Annotated in this window: 15 protein-coding genes; 2 read left to right on the top strand and 13 right to left on the bottom strand. The window is 68.6% G+C overall.

Translation table 11 applies throughout. The annotated features are described in order from the left end of the window. Positions 1 to 49: 49 nt before the first annotated feature. From ABZ016_RS35900 to ABZ016_RS35840, 13 genes are all read right to left on the bottom strand, one after another. Entirely contained in the window at positions 50 to 1,282 is a 1,233-nt protein-coding gene (locus tag ABZ016_RS35900) for a cytochrome P450 (RefSeq protein WP_356920912.1), read from the bottom strand. 17 nt (positions 1,283 to 1,299) lie between these two features. Beyond that, the gene (locus tag ABZ016_RS35895; protein WP_356920911.1) at positions 1,300 to 2,898 is read right to left on the bottom strand and encodes a class I adenylate-forming enzyme family protein; all 1,599 of its coding nucleotides are present in this window, start codon (positions 2,896 to 2,898) and stop codon (positions 1,300 to 1,302) included. A 36-nt stretch (positions 2,899 to 2,934) separates the two neighbouring features. Continuing rightward, entirely contained in the window at positions 2,935 to 3,414 is a 480-nt protein-coding gene (locus ABZ016_RS35890; RefSeq protein WP_356920910.1) for a PaaI family thioesterase, read from the bottom strand. Further along, positions 3,407 to 4,057 (bottom strand): 4'-phosphopantetheinyl transferase superfamily protein, encoded by a 651-nt coding sequence (locus tag ABZ016_RS35885; RefSeq protein ID WP_356920909.1) that lies wholly within the window; start codon positions 4,055 to 4,057, stop codon positions 3,407 to 3,409. Before ABZ016_RS35885 ends, ABZ016_RS35890 begins: the two co-directional genes overlap by 8 nt. A gap of 6 nt (positions 4,058 to 4,063) precedes the next feature. Beyond that, positions 4,064 to 4,294: an acyl carrier protein gene (locus ABZ016_RS35880; RefSeq protein WP_356920908.1), complete on the bottom strand. Its 231-nt coding sequence runs from the start codon at positions 4,292 to 4,294 to the stop codon at positions 4,064 to 4,066. Further along, the gene (locus ABZ016_RS35875; protein ID WP_356920907.1) at positions 4,291 to 5,298 is read right to left on the bottom strand and encodes a hypothetical protein; all 1,008 of its coding nucleotides are present in this window, start codon (positions 5,296 to 5,298) and stop codon (positions 4,291 to 4,293) included. Before ABZ016_RS35875 ends, ABZ016_RS35880 begins: the two co-directional genes overlap by 4 nt. Then, complete coding sequence (locus ABZ016_RS35870; RefSeq protein WP_356920906.1) at positions 5,295 to 5,564, bottom strand: acyl carrier protein; 270 nt, start codon at positions 5,562 to 5,564, stop codon at positions 5,295 to 5,297. Before ABZ016_RS35870 ends, ABZ016_RS35875 begins: the two co-directional genes overlap by 4 nt. A 70-nt stretch (positions 5,565 to 5,634) precedes the next feature. Then, entirely contained in the window at positions 5,635 to 7,275 is a 1,641-nt protein-coding gene (locus ABZ016_RS35865; RefSeq protein WP_356920905.1) for an AMP-binding protein, read from the bottom strand. Further along, positions 7,272 to 8,708, bottom strand: a complete 1,437-nt coding sequence (locus ABZ016_RS35860; RefSeq protein WP_356920904.1) for an MFS transporter — start codon at positions 8,706 to 8,708, stop codon at positions 7,272 to 7,274. The genes ABZ016_RS35865 and ABZ016_RS35860 overlap by 4 nt, the downstream gene beginning before the upstream one ends. Positions 8,709 to 8,756: 48 nt before the next feature. Further along, the gene (locus ABZ016_RS35855; protein WP_356920903.1) at positions 8,757 to 9,251 is read right to left on the bottom strand and encodes a flavin reductase family protein; all 495 of its coding nucleotides are present in this window, start codon (positions 9,249 to 9,251) and stop codon (positions 8,757 to 8,759) included. After that, positions 9,251 to 10,846 (bottom strand): tryptophan halogenase family protein, encoded by a 1,596-nt coding sequence (locus tag ABZ016_RS35850; protein ID WP_356920902.1) that lies wholly within the window; start codon positions 10,844 to 10,846, stop codon positions 9,251 to 9,253. The genes ABZ016_RS35855 and ABZ016_RS35850 overlap by 1 nt, the downstream gene beginning before the upstream one ends. 105 nt (positions 10,847 to 10,951) lie before the next feature. After that, positions 10,952 to 11,845: an alpha/beta hydrolase gene (locus ABZ016_RS35845; protein WP_356920901.1), complete on the bottom strand. Its 894-nt coding sequence runs from the start codon at positions 11,843 to 11,845 to the stop codon at positions 10,952 to 10,954. After that, positions 11,842 to 12,792, bottom strand: a complete 951-nt coding sequence (locus ABZ016_RS35840) for a tryptophan 2,3-dioxygenase family protein (RefSeq protein ID WP_356920900.1) — start codon at positions 12,790 to 12,792, stop codon at positions 11,842 to 11,844. The genes ABZ016_RS35845 and ABZ016_RS35840 overlap by 4 nt, the downstream gene beginning before the upstream one ends. A gap of 324 nt (positions 12,793 to 13,116) precedes the next feature. On the opposite strand from ABZ016_RS35840, the gene kynU reads away from it, so the two are divergent. Both kynU and ABZ016_RS35830 read left to right on the top strand, forming a co-directional pair. Further along, on the top strand, positions 13,117 to 14,325 hold the full coding sequence (kynU, locus tag ABZ016_RS35835; protein WP_356920899.1) for a kynureninase: 1,209 nt from the start codon (positions 13,117 to 13,119) through the stop codon (positions 14,323 to 14,325). Then, on the top strand, positions 14,312 to 15,820 hold the full coding sequence (locus ABZ016_RS35830; protein WP_356920898.1) for an AMP-binding protein: 1,509 nt from the start codon (positions 14,312 to 14,314) through the stop codon (positions 15,818 to 15,820). Before kynU ends, ABZ016_RS35830 begins: the two co-directional genes overlap by 14 nt.

The following is a 15,820-nucleotide window of genomic DNA, read 5'->3' as shown; positions in this document are numbered from 1 at the left end:
GAGGGCCCTACCGCGGGAGTCCACCCGGCTGTTCTGTGGTGGATGACCGTCACACGGTGACGAGCACGCTGGTGGGAGCCCGGAAGGAGATCAGCTCCAGGTACGGCGGGCGCTCCTCGCTCACCAGGCGCATCGTGGGGAACCTCCGGACCATCTGGCCCAGGACGACCTGTCCTTCGGCCCGCGCGAGTTCAGCGCCTGGGCAGCGCTGGCTGCCCAGGCCGAATCCGACGTGCCGGCGTCCGCCGTCGCGGAACGGGCAGATCTCCTCGGGGTTCTCGTACGCTTCCGGATCATTGCCGGCGCTGGTGAGCATCACCAGCAGCTGCGCCCCCGCGGGTAGTTCGACACCGCCCACGGTGGTGTCACGGCTGGTGACGCGGCGCCAGGCGGTGAGCGAGGTCTCCCTGCGGATGATCTCCTCCGCCCAGGGCCCGCTCAGCGCCGGGTCGGCGCCCAGCGCCTGCCAGTGCCGCCGGCCCTCCAGCGCGCGGTACAGCGTGGAACTGATCATCTGGGTGGTCGTGATGTGCCCGGCCACCATGGCGCTGGAGCACACGCCGAGGAACTCCTCGCGGGTGGCGGGTTCCCCGTCCGGACCGCGATAGGCGAGGAGTGCCCCGAGCAGTGAGTCCTCCGGTACGTCTCGCAGCTCGATCAGGTCGCTGAGCCAGGCGTAGAGCTCCGCGGCCCGCTCGGCGTACTCGCGCTGTTCGTCCTTTCCCGTGCGGCCCCAGAACAGGTGGATGAAGGCCTCGGCCCAGCCGGCGACCGTCATGACGTCGACCGGTGCGACTTTGGCGAGCCCCAGGATCTCCAGCAGCACCCGGACGGGGATCTGCCGGGCCGCAGTGGTGGCCAGATCGCACTGCCCTTTTTCGGCCAGTACGGACTCGACCACGTCCAGTTCCTCCGCGGTGATCTGCTCGATCATGGGGAGGGCCGCTCGCACGCGCTGCATGCTGAAGAGCTTCAGCATGATCGCGCGCAGTCCCGCGTGACTGGGGCCGCTGTTGTTGAACAGTGCCGGCTTGGTGTTGAAGCCGGCCCTGTTGAGGATCCGGAGCGCGGGCACGCGCAGCGGCATGACTGGGCTCAGGGCGTTGTCGCTGGGGAAGGTCTCCGGGTCCAACAGCACCCGCCGGATGTCCTCGTCCCTGGTCACCAGCCACAGGCGGGTCGTGGGGTCGTAGTGCACGGGAGCCTGCTCGCGCAGTTGACTGAGCACGGGGAACGGAACGGCTCCGAACTCCTGTGAGAAGAGGTCTACCTCGATGGTCATCGCTTCTGCTCCGGCCTTCAGGCCCGCGCCGCGGATTCGAGCAGCGGAAGCGCGCCTTCGGTGATCATGGTGGTGAGGACCTGGCGGCGGACCTTCCAGGTGGAGGTCATCGGCAGGTCGGTCCAGCGGCAGTGCAGCGGCTCGCGCATCTCCGGGAGGCCCGCGGTGGCGCGCTTCCAGGCGTGCACGGCCAGCGGTTTGTCGTTGTGGGTGGCGATGACCGGAGCGACCTTTCCGGCGCCGTCGGTGACCAGCACGACCTCGGTCAACTCGGGTAGGTGCTCCATGAGGCGGTCCTCGATCTCGAGGTTGCTGGTGACCCCGTCGATGTGGTCGACCTCGCGGTCGAGCAGGTGCACGCAGCCCCACTTGGTGCGGTATCCGAGGTCACCGGTGCGCCACCAGCCGCCGGAGAAGCGCTCGGCGAACTGCTCGGCGTCGCCGAGCAGGCCCAGGGAGTGCCCCTGGGAGCGGACCAGGATCGGCCCGATGCGGTTCGGCCCGGACTTGGGGGAGGCCGCGGTCCCGATCTTCACCTCGCTGACGCCGCGGGCGGTGAAGCCCTGGCAGCGCCCGTCCGCGTTCTTGGCCAGCTGGCGGTTGTAGATGCGCAGCGAGATCGGGCCCACCTCGGACTGCCCGTATCCCTGGAGGTAGAGCGGCATCTTGCGCCGGCTCGCGGCGAGCAGGATCCGCATGGTCCGAGGGTGCATCGCGTCGAAAGTGTTGACGAAGTAACGCACGTTCGCCAGCGGGCCCCGGGGGTCCTCGGCGAGCTTCTCCCACAGGATGTAGCAGTTCGGGTGGGCTTCGAGCATGCCCGGCTTGACCGCGCTGAACAGTTCGGCGGCCTTGTCCGGATCGGGGGCGGAGAGCACCACGGTGTGCTGGCCGCGGTAGAGGGCGATCCACAGCAGCGGCCAGGTCCTGACGTGCACGAAGGAGACGCAGATGCCGCGTGCCTCACGGCTGTTCAGCTTCTTCGCGCTGCGTAGCTGCGGCTTGAGGTGCCACCACAGGCTGCGGGACGACTGCATGACGAGCTTGGGCAGGCCGGTGGTGCCGGAGGTGTGGGTGATCAGGCAGAGGTCGTCCGGCGCCAGGCGGACCGGAGCCCGGCGCGGGGAGCCGGCGAACTTCGCCAGGCTGACGTGGGCAGCGCTCTCATCGCTGATCAGCAGGACACGGCTGGTGACCTCGGACAGGTCCAAGCCGTCCAGAGGACCGGCCAGGGTCGCCGCGTCGGTCAGCAGCACCGGCCGGTCGCACTTGGCCACCAGCTGGGCGACGACGTCACCGGTCAGCTTGGGCGAGAGCAGCACGGGCACCGCGCCGACCTGCGCTATCGCACACGTCAGGAGGACCAGGTCGAAGGTGTTGGAGGCGAAGAGCACCACCTTCTTCCCGGGTCCGACGTCTGCGGAGCTCAGCCGGGCGGCTGTTTCGGCCACGTGGTCGGCCAGCTGGCTGTACGTCAGCTCCGTGCCCGACTCGGGGAACATCGTCAGCGGGTGGTCGAGGGTGAACCGGACGTGGGGGTGGAGGGCCGCTCCCATGGAGAACAGCTCACCGATGCGCAGAGCCTCGTCCTGTTCGTAGTGCGAGATGGAACTCATGTAGGGACCCCTGAGAGGTGTCGAAGGAGAAGGGAATCAGGCGGAGCCGGCCGTCGGCGCCGGGCGGTCACGCCAGGGAGCTGCAGGACCGGTCCAGTTGGCGACGGTGGTCACCTGAACGGCCTGCGCGGTGCACACGGTGGTGCCGTCCTCGCTCCGGAAGACGGTGTCCACCCACGTCCGGCGGCCTTCGCTCCTGATCACGGTGGATTCGGTGTGCACCCGGCCCCCGCGCAGGGGGAGCAGGAAGCGGGTCGACAGTTCGCGCGTCGCCAGCCACTGGCCGTCCGCCAGGACCGTGTACATGCACATCCCGGAGAAGCTGTCCGCGACGGCGGCCAGGTAGCCTCCGAACACTCCTCCTGGGCCGACCAGTACGGTGTCCACCTCCCAGGTGCCCCAGACGCGGCAGGGGGCCCAGCCGTCGATCCGGGGCAGTCCGAGGGCGGTCACCATCGCCGGCGGGTCGGACTCGCCGGCCACGATCTCGTCGAGCAGTCGGTGGTAGCTAGTCATGGGCGACGACCGCCCAGGTCAGGATGAGCCGGTCCGACTCCAGGACGCCGACGGTCATGACGAGTCCGCCGACGGTGAGGTGCCCGGGGTACGGTCCCGTTGGATGGGGCGGAATCTCGATCTCCTTGAAGTTTCGGGTGGGCAGGTCCAGCGCGCAGCGTGCTTTGTAGATCGACTCCTTCAGGGAGAAGAGCACCGCCAGCAGGCCGCGCGGGGCGGGGTGGCGGTCCAGCCAGCCGCGTTCCCGATCCGTACACACCAGCCGCGTGGCTTCGAGCGGAAGTGCTTCGGCAAGCTCGACGTCGACGCCGATCGCCCGGACTTGGTGGGCGGCAGCCGCGAGGCACACCCCCAGCCCGTCCCGGTGGCTGATCGAGGCGCGGACGCCGTCCGGGAAGCGTGGCATCCGCCCGCTCGCGAGCACCGGTCCTGGCCGGCCCAGGGCCCGCAGGCACTGGGCCGCCGCGCACCGGCCCAGTGCGAAGTCCTGCCGCCGGCCGGGGGGCAGTTCGGCGAGCAGCTGGGACTCCGCCACATGCAGGCCGGGGCCGCCGCTGACGCTCCGGGCGAAGCGCAGCACCGTGCGCTGCGGCAGGCGGGCCCTGGCGGCGGCCATCAGCCGGGCCGCCTCCCGGGCGGACACGGCCATCTACTGGGCGGGCTGCGGGTTCAGCAGGGCGTCGACGCTGGCGATGGTCGTGACCGAGTCCAGCTCGCTGTCGGTCAACGGCCGGCCGAGCAGTTCCTCGACCCGCATGACGAACAGGACCATTTCCCCGGAGTTCAGTCCGGATTCCCGCAGGTCGTCATCGTCACCGATCGCGTCGACGGCGGCGGCGAACGCCACGCACTCCCCGAGCACTCGACGGGCGGCACTCATCCGGTCTCCTTCACTGGTTTGGTCACGATCACGTTGCGGGTGGGTGCGGTGGCGCCCTGGTGCTGATGCCGGACGGTCTCCGCGTCGGCCGGACCGTCACAGGGGATCAGCCGGTTGAGGATCGAGCCCAGGCAGAACTCGACGTAGTCCTCGGGGGCCCCCTGCTGCAGCCCCAGTAGGGCATAGACGGGGTCCACGACCTTCCACAGGCCGTCCTCCAGGACCTCGACCCAGGAGTGCTCGCTGCCGAGCATCCCCACGACGTAGCCCTTGCGGGTGCGGGATCGGATGCCGGCCTCGGTGAAGACCTGCTGTAGGTGGAGGCTGACGCTGATGCAGTTGACCGTGCCGTTGGCGCGCGCGGCCGCCGGATCGTTGCGCAGCGCGGTCGGCATGGCCTGGTAGCGCAGTCGGCCGGTCAGCATCTCGTCGAGGGACTCGCGGAACGCCTCGCGCACCAGCGGATCGCGTATTCGTCGCACCTCGCCGGTCAGGTGCACCGTGGCGTCGAACCGCGCGAGCGGGACCCGGCCGTCGACGCTCTCGCCGCCGGCGGCCGCCTCCGCTCCCACCACGGTGCGGGTGTCCCGCGCCCGGCCGCCGAACTGCTCGCAGACCAGCGGCGCGAAGGCCCAGTCACCGGCGCAGTCGGGCGACTCCAGGCAGGCGGCCAGGTTCCGTACCGTCCACGTCTGCGGAGAGATCCAGCCACTCGGGTCACCGGTGACGAAGCGGAAGACGTAGCGCTGGACGAGTTCGGGTACCGAGGTGCCCAGGCCGGAGTTCGTCGCCACGTTGCGGATGTCGCTGTCATCGAACAGCATGCGCCCGCCGACGGTGCGCTGGCGCAGACCCTCGCGCACCAGCAGGTCGAGGACGTCCTTGGAGCAGCGCAGGATCCCTAACGCCGCCTCTCGGTCGACATCGAAGCGCACATACTCGTCGGGGGTCGGGACGATGCCGGCCAGCCCGTTGAGCCAGGCCCTCGCGGTGTCCTGCGTCACTGACCGGGCTCCGCCGCGGGCGCGTCGACCGCCAGTCTGCTGTCCAGGGCACGGATCAGGTCGTCCACGGTCTCGATCGAGAAGAGCAGGTCGTCGTCGATCGAGACGCCGTGCGCCGCCTCCAGCGTGCTGACCACTTCGAGCAGCTTGGCCGAGTCCATGCCGGGGAGCGCGGAGAGCTCGCCGTCTCCGGGCAACGATTCGGGGGCGAGCCCGACCTCTTTTCCGATCACCTCGCGGACGGACTGCGCACTACCGTTGTTCAACACTTTCCCTCTTTTGTCTCTCGGTCACTGCGGTGATGTCTTCGTCGGCAGGAAGCCGCCAGGTGGTCCGTCAGCTGCCGGCCGGGGAGCCCGCGAGTTCGCCGAACAGGGAGCGGAGCCTGCGGCGCTGCACCTTGCCGCTGCTGGTGAGCGGCAGGAATCTGGGTGGGGCCAGCCGGACCTTTGTGTCGGGCAGCCCGATCCGGGTCTGAATCCTGTTACGGATCTCGTCGAGCAGCGCGGCCCGCTCGGCCGGGTCCTCCAGAGCGGTCTCGGCCACGACCAGCATCCGCTCGTCGTCAGGGATCGCGACGCACCGCTTGCGGGACAGGCCGGGCAGGTCGCGGATGACCGCCTCGACGTCCTCCGCGTAGTAGTTGAGGCCCCGTACGGTGATCAGGTCCTTGGCACGGCCGACCATGTAGAGCTCGCCGTCGATGATCACCCCCAGGTCGCCGGTGCGCAGCCACCCGTCGTGTGTCCGTTCGTCGCCGACCGGGCGCCCGAAGTAGCCGCGGGTCACCACGGCGCCCGAGAGCTCGATCTCGCCGACCCGTCCCTCGGGGGCTGCCCGGCCGTCGGCGCTGATGCGGATCTCGACGCCGGGGACGGCGAGCCCGACGCTCACCAGGGCGCGCGAGCCGTCCTCATGGGCGGGTGCGGGCACGAAGGCGCCGTCGAGCAGCGCCTTCCGGTCCGCCCAGCGCACCAGCGGTGCCCGGCCCAGGGGCGGGAAGGTGACCAGCAGGGTCGCCTCGGCCATGCCGAGGACGGGGCGCATGGTTTCGGGCCGGAAGCCCACCGGGCCGAAGGTCTGCTGGAACTCCTCGACAGAGTGGGCGTTGACCGGTTCGCCGCCGTTGTAGAGCAGCCGCCACCTGCTCAGGTCGAGTCCGTCCGGCAGGCCCTTTGCCTTGGCCGCGGCGACCATCACGTCCAGCGCGAAGTTGGGTGCCGGCGACAGGGTGCACCCTTCGTCGGCGAACCGGCCCAGCCAGCCGAGCGGGTCGCGCACGAAGGTGCGGGGGTGCCACAGGACGACGTCGCAGCCGGCGGACAGGGCTGTCAGGAACGCGAAGATGCCCATGTCGTGGAAGAGCGGTGCCCAGATCCCCCACTTGTCCTGGGGAGTCACCGCCGAGGGCTCGGCGATGGCGCGGAGGCCCGCGACGAGGTTGCCGTGGGTGAGCGTCACGCCCTTCGGCGCCGAGGTGCTGCCGGAGGTGTACTGGATGAAAGCGGGATGCTCGAAATCCGGTCGCCCGGCGGGCAGTTCCTCGTCCGCCCCGGGTATCGCCGCCTGGGAGAGCACGACGGCGTCGGGCAGCGCGGCGGTCAGCGCGTCCTGCAGGGTCGGCAGGGCGGAGTCCACGACCAGGAGTCCGATGTTGCCGTCGGCGAGGATCCCGGCGACGTGCCGGACGTACTCGGGCATGCTGCCGGCGCCGAAGGGCGGGGCCAACGGAACCGGGGTGGCGTGCGCGTACTGGGCGGCGAACAGCATCACCAGGAAGCTGCTCTCGTTCGGCATGACGAAGGCCACCCGGTGGCCGGGCCGCACGCCGAGGGCTGTCAGGCCCCGGGCCGTGTCGTGCGCCTCCCGCAGCAGACCGGTCAGGGTGAGCTTGCGGCCCTCGTCCACGAAGGTCAGTTCCGGGTCGCGCAGCGAGTGCGCTCGGGACTCGAGGTGTTCGATCAGTGTCTGGTTCATCGCGGAGTATCCGTCCTGGGGAGAAAACGCACACCCGCCGCGAGCGCTGCCGCCGCGACGGCGATACAGAACGAGGCCACGGCGAAGGCCAGGCGGTAGTGCTGCCGGTCTCCTGAGCCGAGGACTGCGAAATAGGCCGAGCCGATGAGCGCCATGCCGAGGACAGCACCGATCTGCTGGCCGGTGCTGAGGGTTCCGGACGCTGAGCCGGCGTCCGCACCGCTCACGGACTTCAGTACCTCGCCCATCAGCGGCGCGAGGGCGAGGCCCAGGCCGAGACCGGCGATCAGGAACGAGGGCAGGAAGTACCAGCCCTGGAGCCCGTCGCCGGCGAGGAGGGCGGTGGCCCCGGCCGCGCCGACGCCGATCGACCAGATCAGCCCACCCGTCACGATCGCCATCCGGCCGCTCGTGTGCCTCGCGAGAGCAGCCGACGAGTAGTAGCCGCCCAGTGAGCCCACCGCGAACGGCGTGGCGATGGCTGAGACGGCCAGCGCGCTGTAGTCGAAGGCCTGTTGCAGCATGAGCGATTGGTAGAAGAAGAACGATGCGATGCCGGAGTAGGCCAGGAGGTACATGACCAGTCCGACAGTGAACCCGCGCTGGCCCCACAGGGACGGCGGTACCAGCGCCGACTTGGTACGGCGGTGGACGGCCGAGCAGCGCAGCGCGAACAGGGCGAACAGCGGGACTGAGCAGCCGAGCAGGGCGAAGCACCACCACGGCCACCCCTTCTCGTGTCCCTCGATGAGGGGCAGGCACAGGCAGGTGAGAGCCGCCGTGACCGTGAGGACGCCGGGGAGGTCCAGCCTCCGGGCGTGCGGAGACCGCGTGGCGGGAAGAACACGCATCGCCGCGATCGCACCGAGCACCCCCACCGGCACGTTCACCAGGAAGGCCAGCCGCCAACTGCTGTCCAGCGGGTTGGCCTGGATCGCCACACCGGCGATCATCGGTCCGATGATGGTGGCGGAACTGGCGACCATTCCGAAGGTCGCGAAGGCCTTCGGCCGCTGCTCCGGCGGGACGACGACCTGGATCACCGACAGCGTCTGCGGGTACATCATGGCGGCCGTGACGCCCTGCAGGGTCCGGGCCACGATGAGCACCGCGGGGCCGGTCGCGAACGCGCAGGCGGTCGAGGCCAGGACGAATCCGAGCAGGCCCGCCACGAACAGGCGCCGGTGCCCGTACAGGTCGCCGAGCCGTCCGCCGGTGATCAGCAGGGCCGCGTAGGCGAGCTGGTAGGACGCCACCACCCACTGGGTCTCGGCGAAGCTCGCGTCGAGGTCGGCCTGCAGCACGGGGGCCGCGATGTTCACCACGGAGGTGTCGGCGAGCACCAGGAAGGCGGCGACCAGGACGACGGCGAGGGCCCCTCGAGGTGCTTGCTGCGTGGAAGTGTCACTTTGCTGGACGGTGGCGTCCGTCACGCTCACTACTCCTTGTCGGGCGAGTTGGGCACGAGGGCTGTTCCTGCGTCACTGCGGCCAGGGCAGAAACGTGCGCCGGCCGTACAGGAGCGGGGTGAGACCCGCTCGCTGCGAGATGGCGGAGATCCGTCCGAAGACGACCGTGTGACTGCCGCCCTCGGCCGTGTCCGAGACCTGGCAGTCGGCCACGGCATGAGAGTGTTCGGTGAGGTGGGGCCCGGCCGGACCAGGCACCCAGGGCACCTGGTCGAACCGGTCGGGTGCGCCCGAACCGAAGAGTTCGGCGGCGGCACGGGCCTCGCTGTGCAGGAAGTTCACGGCGAAGCTGCCCCGTGCCAGCAGCGTCTCCAACGTCGGGCTCTGCGAGCGCAGACACACCAGCAGGGTCGGCGGCTGCAGGGTGAGACTGCACAGCGAGGAGCAGGTCATGCCTCGCGGCTGTCGGCGCTCGTTCGTCGTCGTCACGATGGTGACTCCGGTCGGGAATTGCGACATCAACGAGCGGAACTCGGCCGGAGCGACCATCTGGGGCTGGAGCGTCATTACTTGCTGTGCAGGTGCTTCAGGTACTCGTGCATGGTCGGCAGGGTCTCCAGCAGTTCCCCCTCGCGCTGCTTGATCTGGGCGAAGACGGCCTCGGCGCCCTCGACGGACTCGGGCTTGAACTCCAGGGCCGGCAGCGAGTGGTCGGGCAGGTAGTCGAGCCCCGAGAACACGCAGTAGTAGTTGGCGTTGCTCCAGAAGTTGCGGAACTCCGCCTCGAAGTTGCCGTAGTAGTTGCTCTCGTCGGTCACGGGGAGGTTCACCCCGAGACCGGACTTGTAGAGCCGCACCTTCTCCTGGAAGCCCTCCGCGAGCTCGAGATCCTTGCAAGCGCGCCAGAACGGGGTGTCGTTGCGCGGTGCGAAGCTGAAGTGCGCCTGGACGAAGTCACGGGTGTCGTCGAACATGACCTGGACCTCGCGGTTGAACTGGTCGATCAGCACCGGATCGAAACGCTTGTCCGGGAAGTGCTTGACCAGCTGGTAGAGCGAGGCGTAGGAGAAGTAGATACCGGTCGACTCCAACGGCTCCAGGAAGCCCGAGGCGAGGCCGATGCCGACGCAGTTCTTGACCCAGGCGCGCCGGGTCCGGCCGACCTTGAACTTGATGTGGTTGAGCGGCTGCTTCTCCGGGTCGAGGTTCCACATCTTGCAGAACTCCTCGGTGGCCTCGTCCTGCGAGGTGAACTGGTCGGAGTAGACGTAGCCCGTTCCGAACCGGCCCGGCATCGGGATCTTCCAGGTCCAGCCGGAGGACATCGCGATGGCCGAGGTGAACGGCTCGACGCCGTTCGCGTCGTCGTCGTGCGGCACCTGCGTCGCCACCGCCCGGTTGTTGAGCAGGTGGTCGTTCATGTCCAGGAACGGCTCCTCCATCACCTGGTTCAGGAGGAGGCTGCGGAAGCCGGAGCAGTCGATGAAGAGGTCGGCCTCGAGGTGGCGGCCGCCCTCGGTGTGGATCCCGGTGATGTACCCGTGCTCGTCCAGGTCCGCATGGGTGTACTTGTCCTCGATGTGCACCGCGTCCTGCTTCTCGGTCGAGAAGCGGCGCAGGAAGTCGGCGACCAGGTGCGCGTCGAAGTGCCAGGCGTAGCTGGCCCACTTGGTGCCGTCGAGGAAGCGGGGGGAGAGCTTCTTGTCGAAGATCGCCGGCTGGGCGTAGCAGGAGTAGTCGAACGGTTCGTCGGTGGTGCCGTTCAGCTTCTTGCGCGTCCAGTAGTGCGACAGGGGAACGTTGTCATGGGTCGGGAGCAGACCGAAGAGGTGGTCGAAGTGGTCACGCCGCCCGAGGTGCGGACGGCCCTCGGCCTCACCGGCGCCCGGAGTCCGCCAGTTGACGAACCGGATGCCCATCTTGAAGCTGGCGTTGCACTCGGGCATCCATTCCTCCTCGGACAGGCCGAGGAAGTCGAAGAAGACCTTCTGCAGGTTGGGAATGGTCGCCTCGCCGACGCCTATCTTCGGGACGCTGGGTGCTTCGAGGACGGTGATCCGCGCCGCCGGGCCGAGGGCCTTGCCCAGATAGGCGGCGGTCATCCAGCCCGCGGTGCCGCCTCCGAGAACGACGATGCTCTTGATCCTGTTGTCCGTTGACATGCTGAATGAACTCCAAGCTGGCGAAGTGGTGGGAGAATGCCCGACTGTCTCGGGTGCGCCCGTGCGTTCCCGCAGGCGGCGGGCGCGGGGGCGCGGGCCGCTGGATCAGCCGGCGTCGATGCCGAGCTGCTCGAGCTGGGCCGTGCCGAGCCCGGTGGCCGGGTCGGAGAGATCGAAGGCGACGTCGAAGTGGTTCCGGTTCGTCGCGACCAGTGCGCGGACCGTCTCGGCCCGGGCGGTCGCGGCCTCGACGAACAGGTCGTGCTGTCGGCAGAACTCGTCCGTCTCGGCGCCGCCGCGGGCGACGATCAGGGGAGGGAACCGGTCGGGCAGCCGGTGGATGGGGCTGAGCCTGCGCGCGGTCGCGCGGTCCAGACCCAGTGGCTCGTTCACATAGGTCAGGCTCAGCGGCTCCAGGTCGTAGACCCCGCTGATGAGAGTCGCGCCGGCGAAGGCCTCAGCAGGGGACTTCCCTCCCGGCCGCCAGTCGTCGAGCAGCGACATGAGCACCAGATGGGCTCCGGCGCAATGGCCGACCAGATGAATCCTGGCAGGGTCGAACCCGAGCTCCCGGGCCTGCTCGATCAGGAACTCGAGGCTGCACCGGATCTGCTCGACGATCTCGTCCAGGCGGTACCGCGGCGCCAGGCCGTACCCTACGGCGGCGAATGCCGCCCCGGAATCCACCAGGCCGCGCGCCGGGAACGAGGAGTCGTCTTTGCTCAGTTCCTGCCAGTAGCCGCCGTGTACGAATACCACCAGTGGTGCGCCTGGTAATTTGCCCGGAAATAAATCGAGCCGCTCGCAGGGTTCTTTACCGTACTGCAGGTCTGTCTGTGCCGAAAGCTCCGACCGGACGGCGGAACTTCTGCTGGCGTATTGTGCCAGAATCTCCGGCATTTCTGTCGTGCGCGAGCTCGGCGAATACTGAATGTCCAGCGCCGCCTGATCGTAGGCGCCATAGACAAGCGATCCCACCCCCGTGATCCTCTCGCTCACAGTTCCGAGCGGACGGACCATAGTTCGGGGAAGAAGCGATGCTCGGCGACCTTGCGGAGCCAGGCGACCCCCAGGGTTCCACCGGTGCCCGGCTTGTTCCCGAGGATCCTTTCCACGGTCAGCAGATGAGTGGTGCGCCAGCGAGAGTATTGGTAATTGAGCTCGGCCAGTGCCTCGGCGAGCATGTGGAGATCGCGGAATTCCCGACGCTCGCGGTAGACCACTGCCCACGCGTTCTCCACCTCGGACGAGGGTTCGTAGGGCCGGGTGAAGTCCCGGCGCACCCACGCCTCCGGGATCGGCAGGCCGCGCTTGTGCAGCAGGGCAAGTACCGCGTCGTACAGGCTCGGCGCCCGCAGGACTTCGAGCATCTGCTTGTGCAGCCACGGTACGGCCCGGTAGGCCTCGGCCATCCTCGGCTCCTTGTTGCCGAGGGAGAATTCCAACTGCCGGTACATGTACGACTGGAAGCCGGACGCGGAGCCGAGTTGGTCTCGGAACCCGGCGAACTCCGTCGGGGTGATCGTGCTCACCGGCTCCCAGCTGGCGGTCAGCGCGCGCTGGATTCGCTCGATCCGCCGCAGGCCCCACAGGGCGTCGTCCAGCTTGTCCTCGAAGAGGAGGTCCCGGACCCGGTTGACCTCGGTGAACATGAGCTTGAAGAGCAGCTCCTGGACCTGCCCCGTGATGTAGAAGCACAGTTCGGCCGGCTCATCGCTGCGCGGATGCTGCAAGCTCAGCAGGGTGTCGACACTGTGGTAGTCGATGTAGGGCGTGCTGTTGGCATCGACCCGCCCATAGCTGAAGTCGAGCACCGGCTCGCCGCCGGTCTGCTCCGCCTGAGCCCGGCGCTCCTCCTCGGTCAGCGGGCGATAGGCACGCGGCTGACTTCTGCTCGACTCGGCCGCCCCGTGTCGAGTCGACGCCCCCCCGGGTAATTCCGTCATAACCAGTCAACTCCCCCGAACTATTCGCGTGAAAGATAGGCGGAAAACACCTGCCCCAGTGACACGGATCACGTGATCGCCGACGAAACCCTAATCACGGGCGAAACGGTCAGGCAATCCGAAATATCGTACAAGGGAAAGGCGCAAGCCCAAGATCACTACCAGAAGGTAGCCCCCGGTTGCTGCAGTGTCAAGCATCCCAATCCGGCCTTGGTCGGGGGCGATTGAATGGCCGACCGTGGGGTATGCTGCCGGGCGCTACATCCGGGGAGAACTGTGACCGGTTGTAGGTGATTACTCGCAATTCCCTGGGGGGCGTGCCATATGCCGAGCCGTGAACTGGCCAAGCAGTTAGACGATTCCGATCCGATCGCCGACCGGCGAAGTAAGTTCTTACTCCCGGAAGGCGTTGTTTATCTGGACGGGAACTCGCTGGGCGCACTGCCTGCAGGCGTTCCCGCGGCTGTGCAGAAGGCAGTTGCCGAGCAGTGGGGAAACCACCTGATCCGGGTGTGGACCGATGACGGATGGTGGGACGCTCCGAACCGGGTCGGTGACCGGATCGGGCGGCTGCTGGGGGCCGCCGCCGACCAGACCGTGGCCGGCGAGACCACCTCGGTACAGCTCTTCAACTCGCTGACGGCTGCGGCCCGCCTCCGCCCCGACCGGCGGGTCATGCTGGTCGACGGCGACGGCTTCTCCACCGACCGTTATCTGGCGGCATCCGTCGCCCGTATGCTCGGGCTGGAGCTGCACAGCGTCCCGATGACCGAACTGGCTGACCACATCCAGGCCTACGGCGAGCAGGTTGCGGTGGTCGCCGCCGGCGCCGTCGACTTCCGCACCGGCGACCTGTGGGACATCCAGGATCTGACCGCCGCCGCGCACGCCGTCGGCGCCGTGGTGGTCTGGGATCTGTGCCACGCCGCCGGCGCCATGCCGCTGGCGGTGGACGAGCACAAGGTGGACTTCGCGGTCGGCTGCGGCTACAAGTACCTCTCCGGCGGCCCGGGCGCCCCCGCCTACATCTATGTCGCCCGGCGGCATCACGCCGTGCTCGACCAGCCGCTGACGGGGTGGCACGGGCACGTTCGGCCGTTCGGCATGGCGGCCGAGTACCAGCCGGCTCCCGGAATCTCCCGGGCCCGCATCGGCTCACCGCACATGCTCTCGCTCATCGCGCTCGACGCGGCACTCGACGCCTTCGAGGGCGTCAGTATGCAGGACGTCCGAGCCAAGAGCCTGTCCCTCAGTGAGTTCTTCATCTCCTGTGTCGATGAGCGCCTCACCGGCCGTGGATTCGAACTCGTCACCCCCCGCGAGCCGCACCGCCGCGGCAGCCAGGTGACGATCAGTCACGACAGCGCGCCCTCGCTCATGGACACGCTGATCGGCCGCGGCGTCATCGGGGATGTACGCCCGCCGAACCTGCTCCGGTTCGGCCTCAATGCCCTCTACGTATCGCACGTCGACGTCTTCGAGGCGGTCGAGACGCTGCGCGAGATCACCGGACGGAACCATGTGGCTCAGTGAGATCCTTGACCGGCACTGCCAGCAGCGACCGGACGCGCCCGCCGTTGTCGAAGGCGAAAAGCAGTTAACCTGGCGGGAGTTGCGACGGGCCGCGCACGCGGTCGCCGCCCACCTGGGCGGCCTGGGTGTCAAGCACGGGGACCGGGTCGCCGTCTACTCCCGCAACCGGGTCGAGGTCGTCGTCAGCTACTTCGCGCTGGCCCACCTAGGGGCGCCCTTCGTACCGGTCAACCACGCCATGTCGGCGGCGGAGTTCCACGAGGTCGCCGAGCGCCTGGAGGTCAAGCACGTCCTCGGCGAGCAGCGCCCGGTGGCACGGCTCGGACTGGGCGGCCACCAGCAGATCGTCTTCGACACCGAGGAGTTCCAGGCGCTGCTGACCGCCGAGGTGCCGGCGTCACCGCCGGCCGCGCGGCTGGACGATCCGTACGCCGTCCTCCTCACCTCCGGAACGACCGGGAAACCCAAGGGGGTCGTGCACACCGCGGGCGCACTGCGGCAGATGTCGCTATCCTGGCTGGCCGCGGTCGAGGCCGACGACCGGGTGCGGCTGCTCAACCTGAACTCATTGACCCACGGCAGCATCACCTTCACCATGCACTACCTGGCCGCGGGTGCGACCCTCTGCCTGATGCGGGAGTTCCAGCCGCGCGCCGTCCTGCGTGAACTGGAGCGCCGGGAGATCACCCACGTCTGGCTGGTGCCGCAGGTGCTGCGGTTCCTGATGATGGCGGTCGGCAAGGACACCACCGTCCAGAGCAACCTCCGCGAGATCCTCTTCGGTGCATCCCCGATAAACCCGGACCTGCTGGCGGACGCGATGCATGCCTTCGGCTGCGACTTCCGCAACGTCTACGGGATGACCGAGGCCGGGGGCACCATCGCGACCTGGCTCACCGCAAGCTCCCCGGCGGCACCGGGCGCTCCCCTTGAGTCATCGGGACGCGGCGTGCCCGGCATCAGGGTCGAGATCCATGATGAGCACAACCAGCCGGTACCGAGCGGAGAGATGGGTGAGGTCTGCGTACTGGCGATCGGCCGGATGTCGCACTATGCCTCCGACCCCACGGAGACGGCGGAGATCATCGTCGATGGCTGGGTGCGCACAGGCGACGTGGGCCACATGGACGAGAACGGGTACATCCACCTCAAGGCGCGCAAGAAGGATCTCATCAAGCGCGGTGGCCAGAACGTCTTTCCCGCCGAGTTGGAGAGCGTGATCGGGGAGATCCCCGACGTGCACGACGTGGCCGTCGCGGGAGTCCCGGACGCGGACTGGGGAGAGGTGCCGGTCGCCTTCGTCGTCGCCCGGGCGGGCGCCGTTCTTTCACCGGTGGACATCCAGCGGTTTCTGGCCGACCGCCTGGCCTCCTACAAGCAGCCCAAGCTGGTGAAGCTGGTCGACGAGATCCCCCGCAATCCGGCGGGCAAGATCCTGCGCAGGGTCCTTGTCAGCCGCCACATCGACGAGGCCGTCGCAGCGAGGACGAGTTGA

It is taken from the genome of Streptomyces sp. NPDC006372 (genome assembly GCF_040612515.1).
GTDB lineage: Bacteria > Actinomycetota > Actinomycetes > Streptomycetales > Streptomycetaceae > Streptomyces.
The sequence above is the reverse complement of the archived record's forward strand: the minus strand, read 5'-3'. Positions and strand labels throughout refer to the sequence as shown.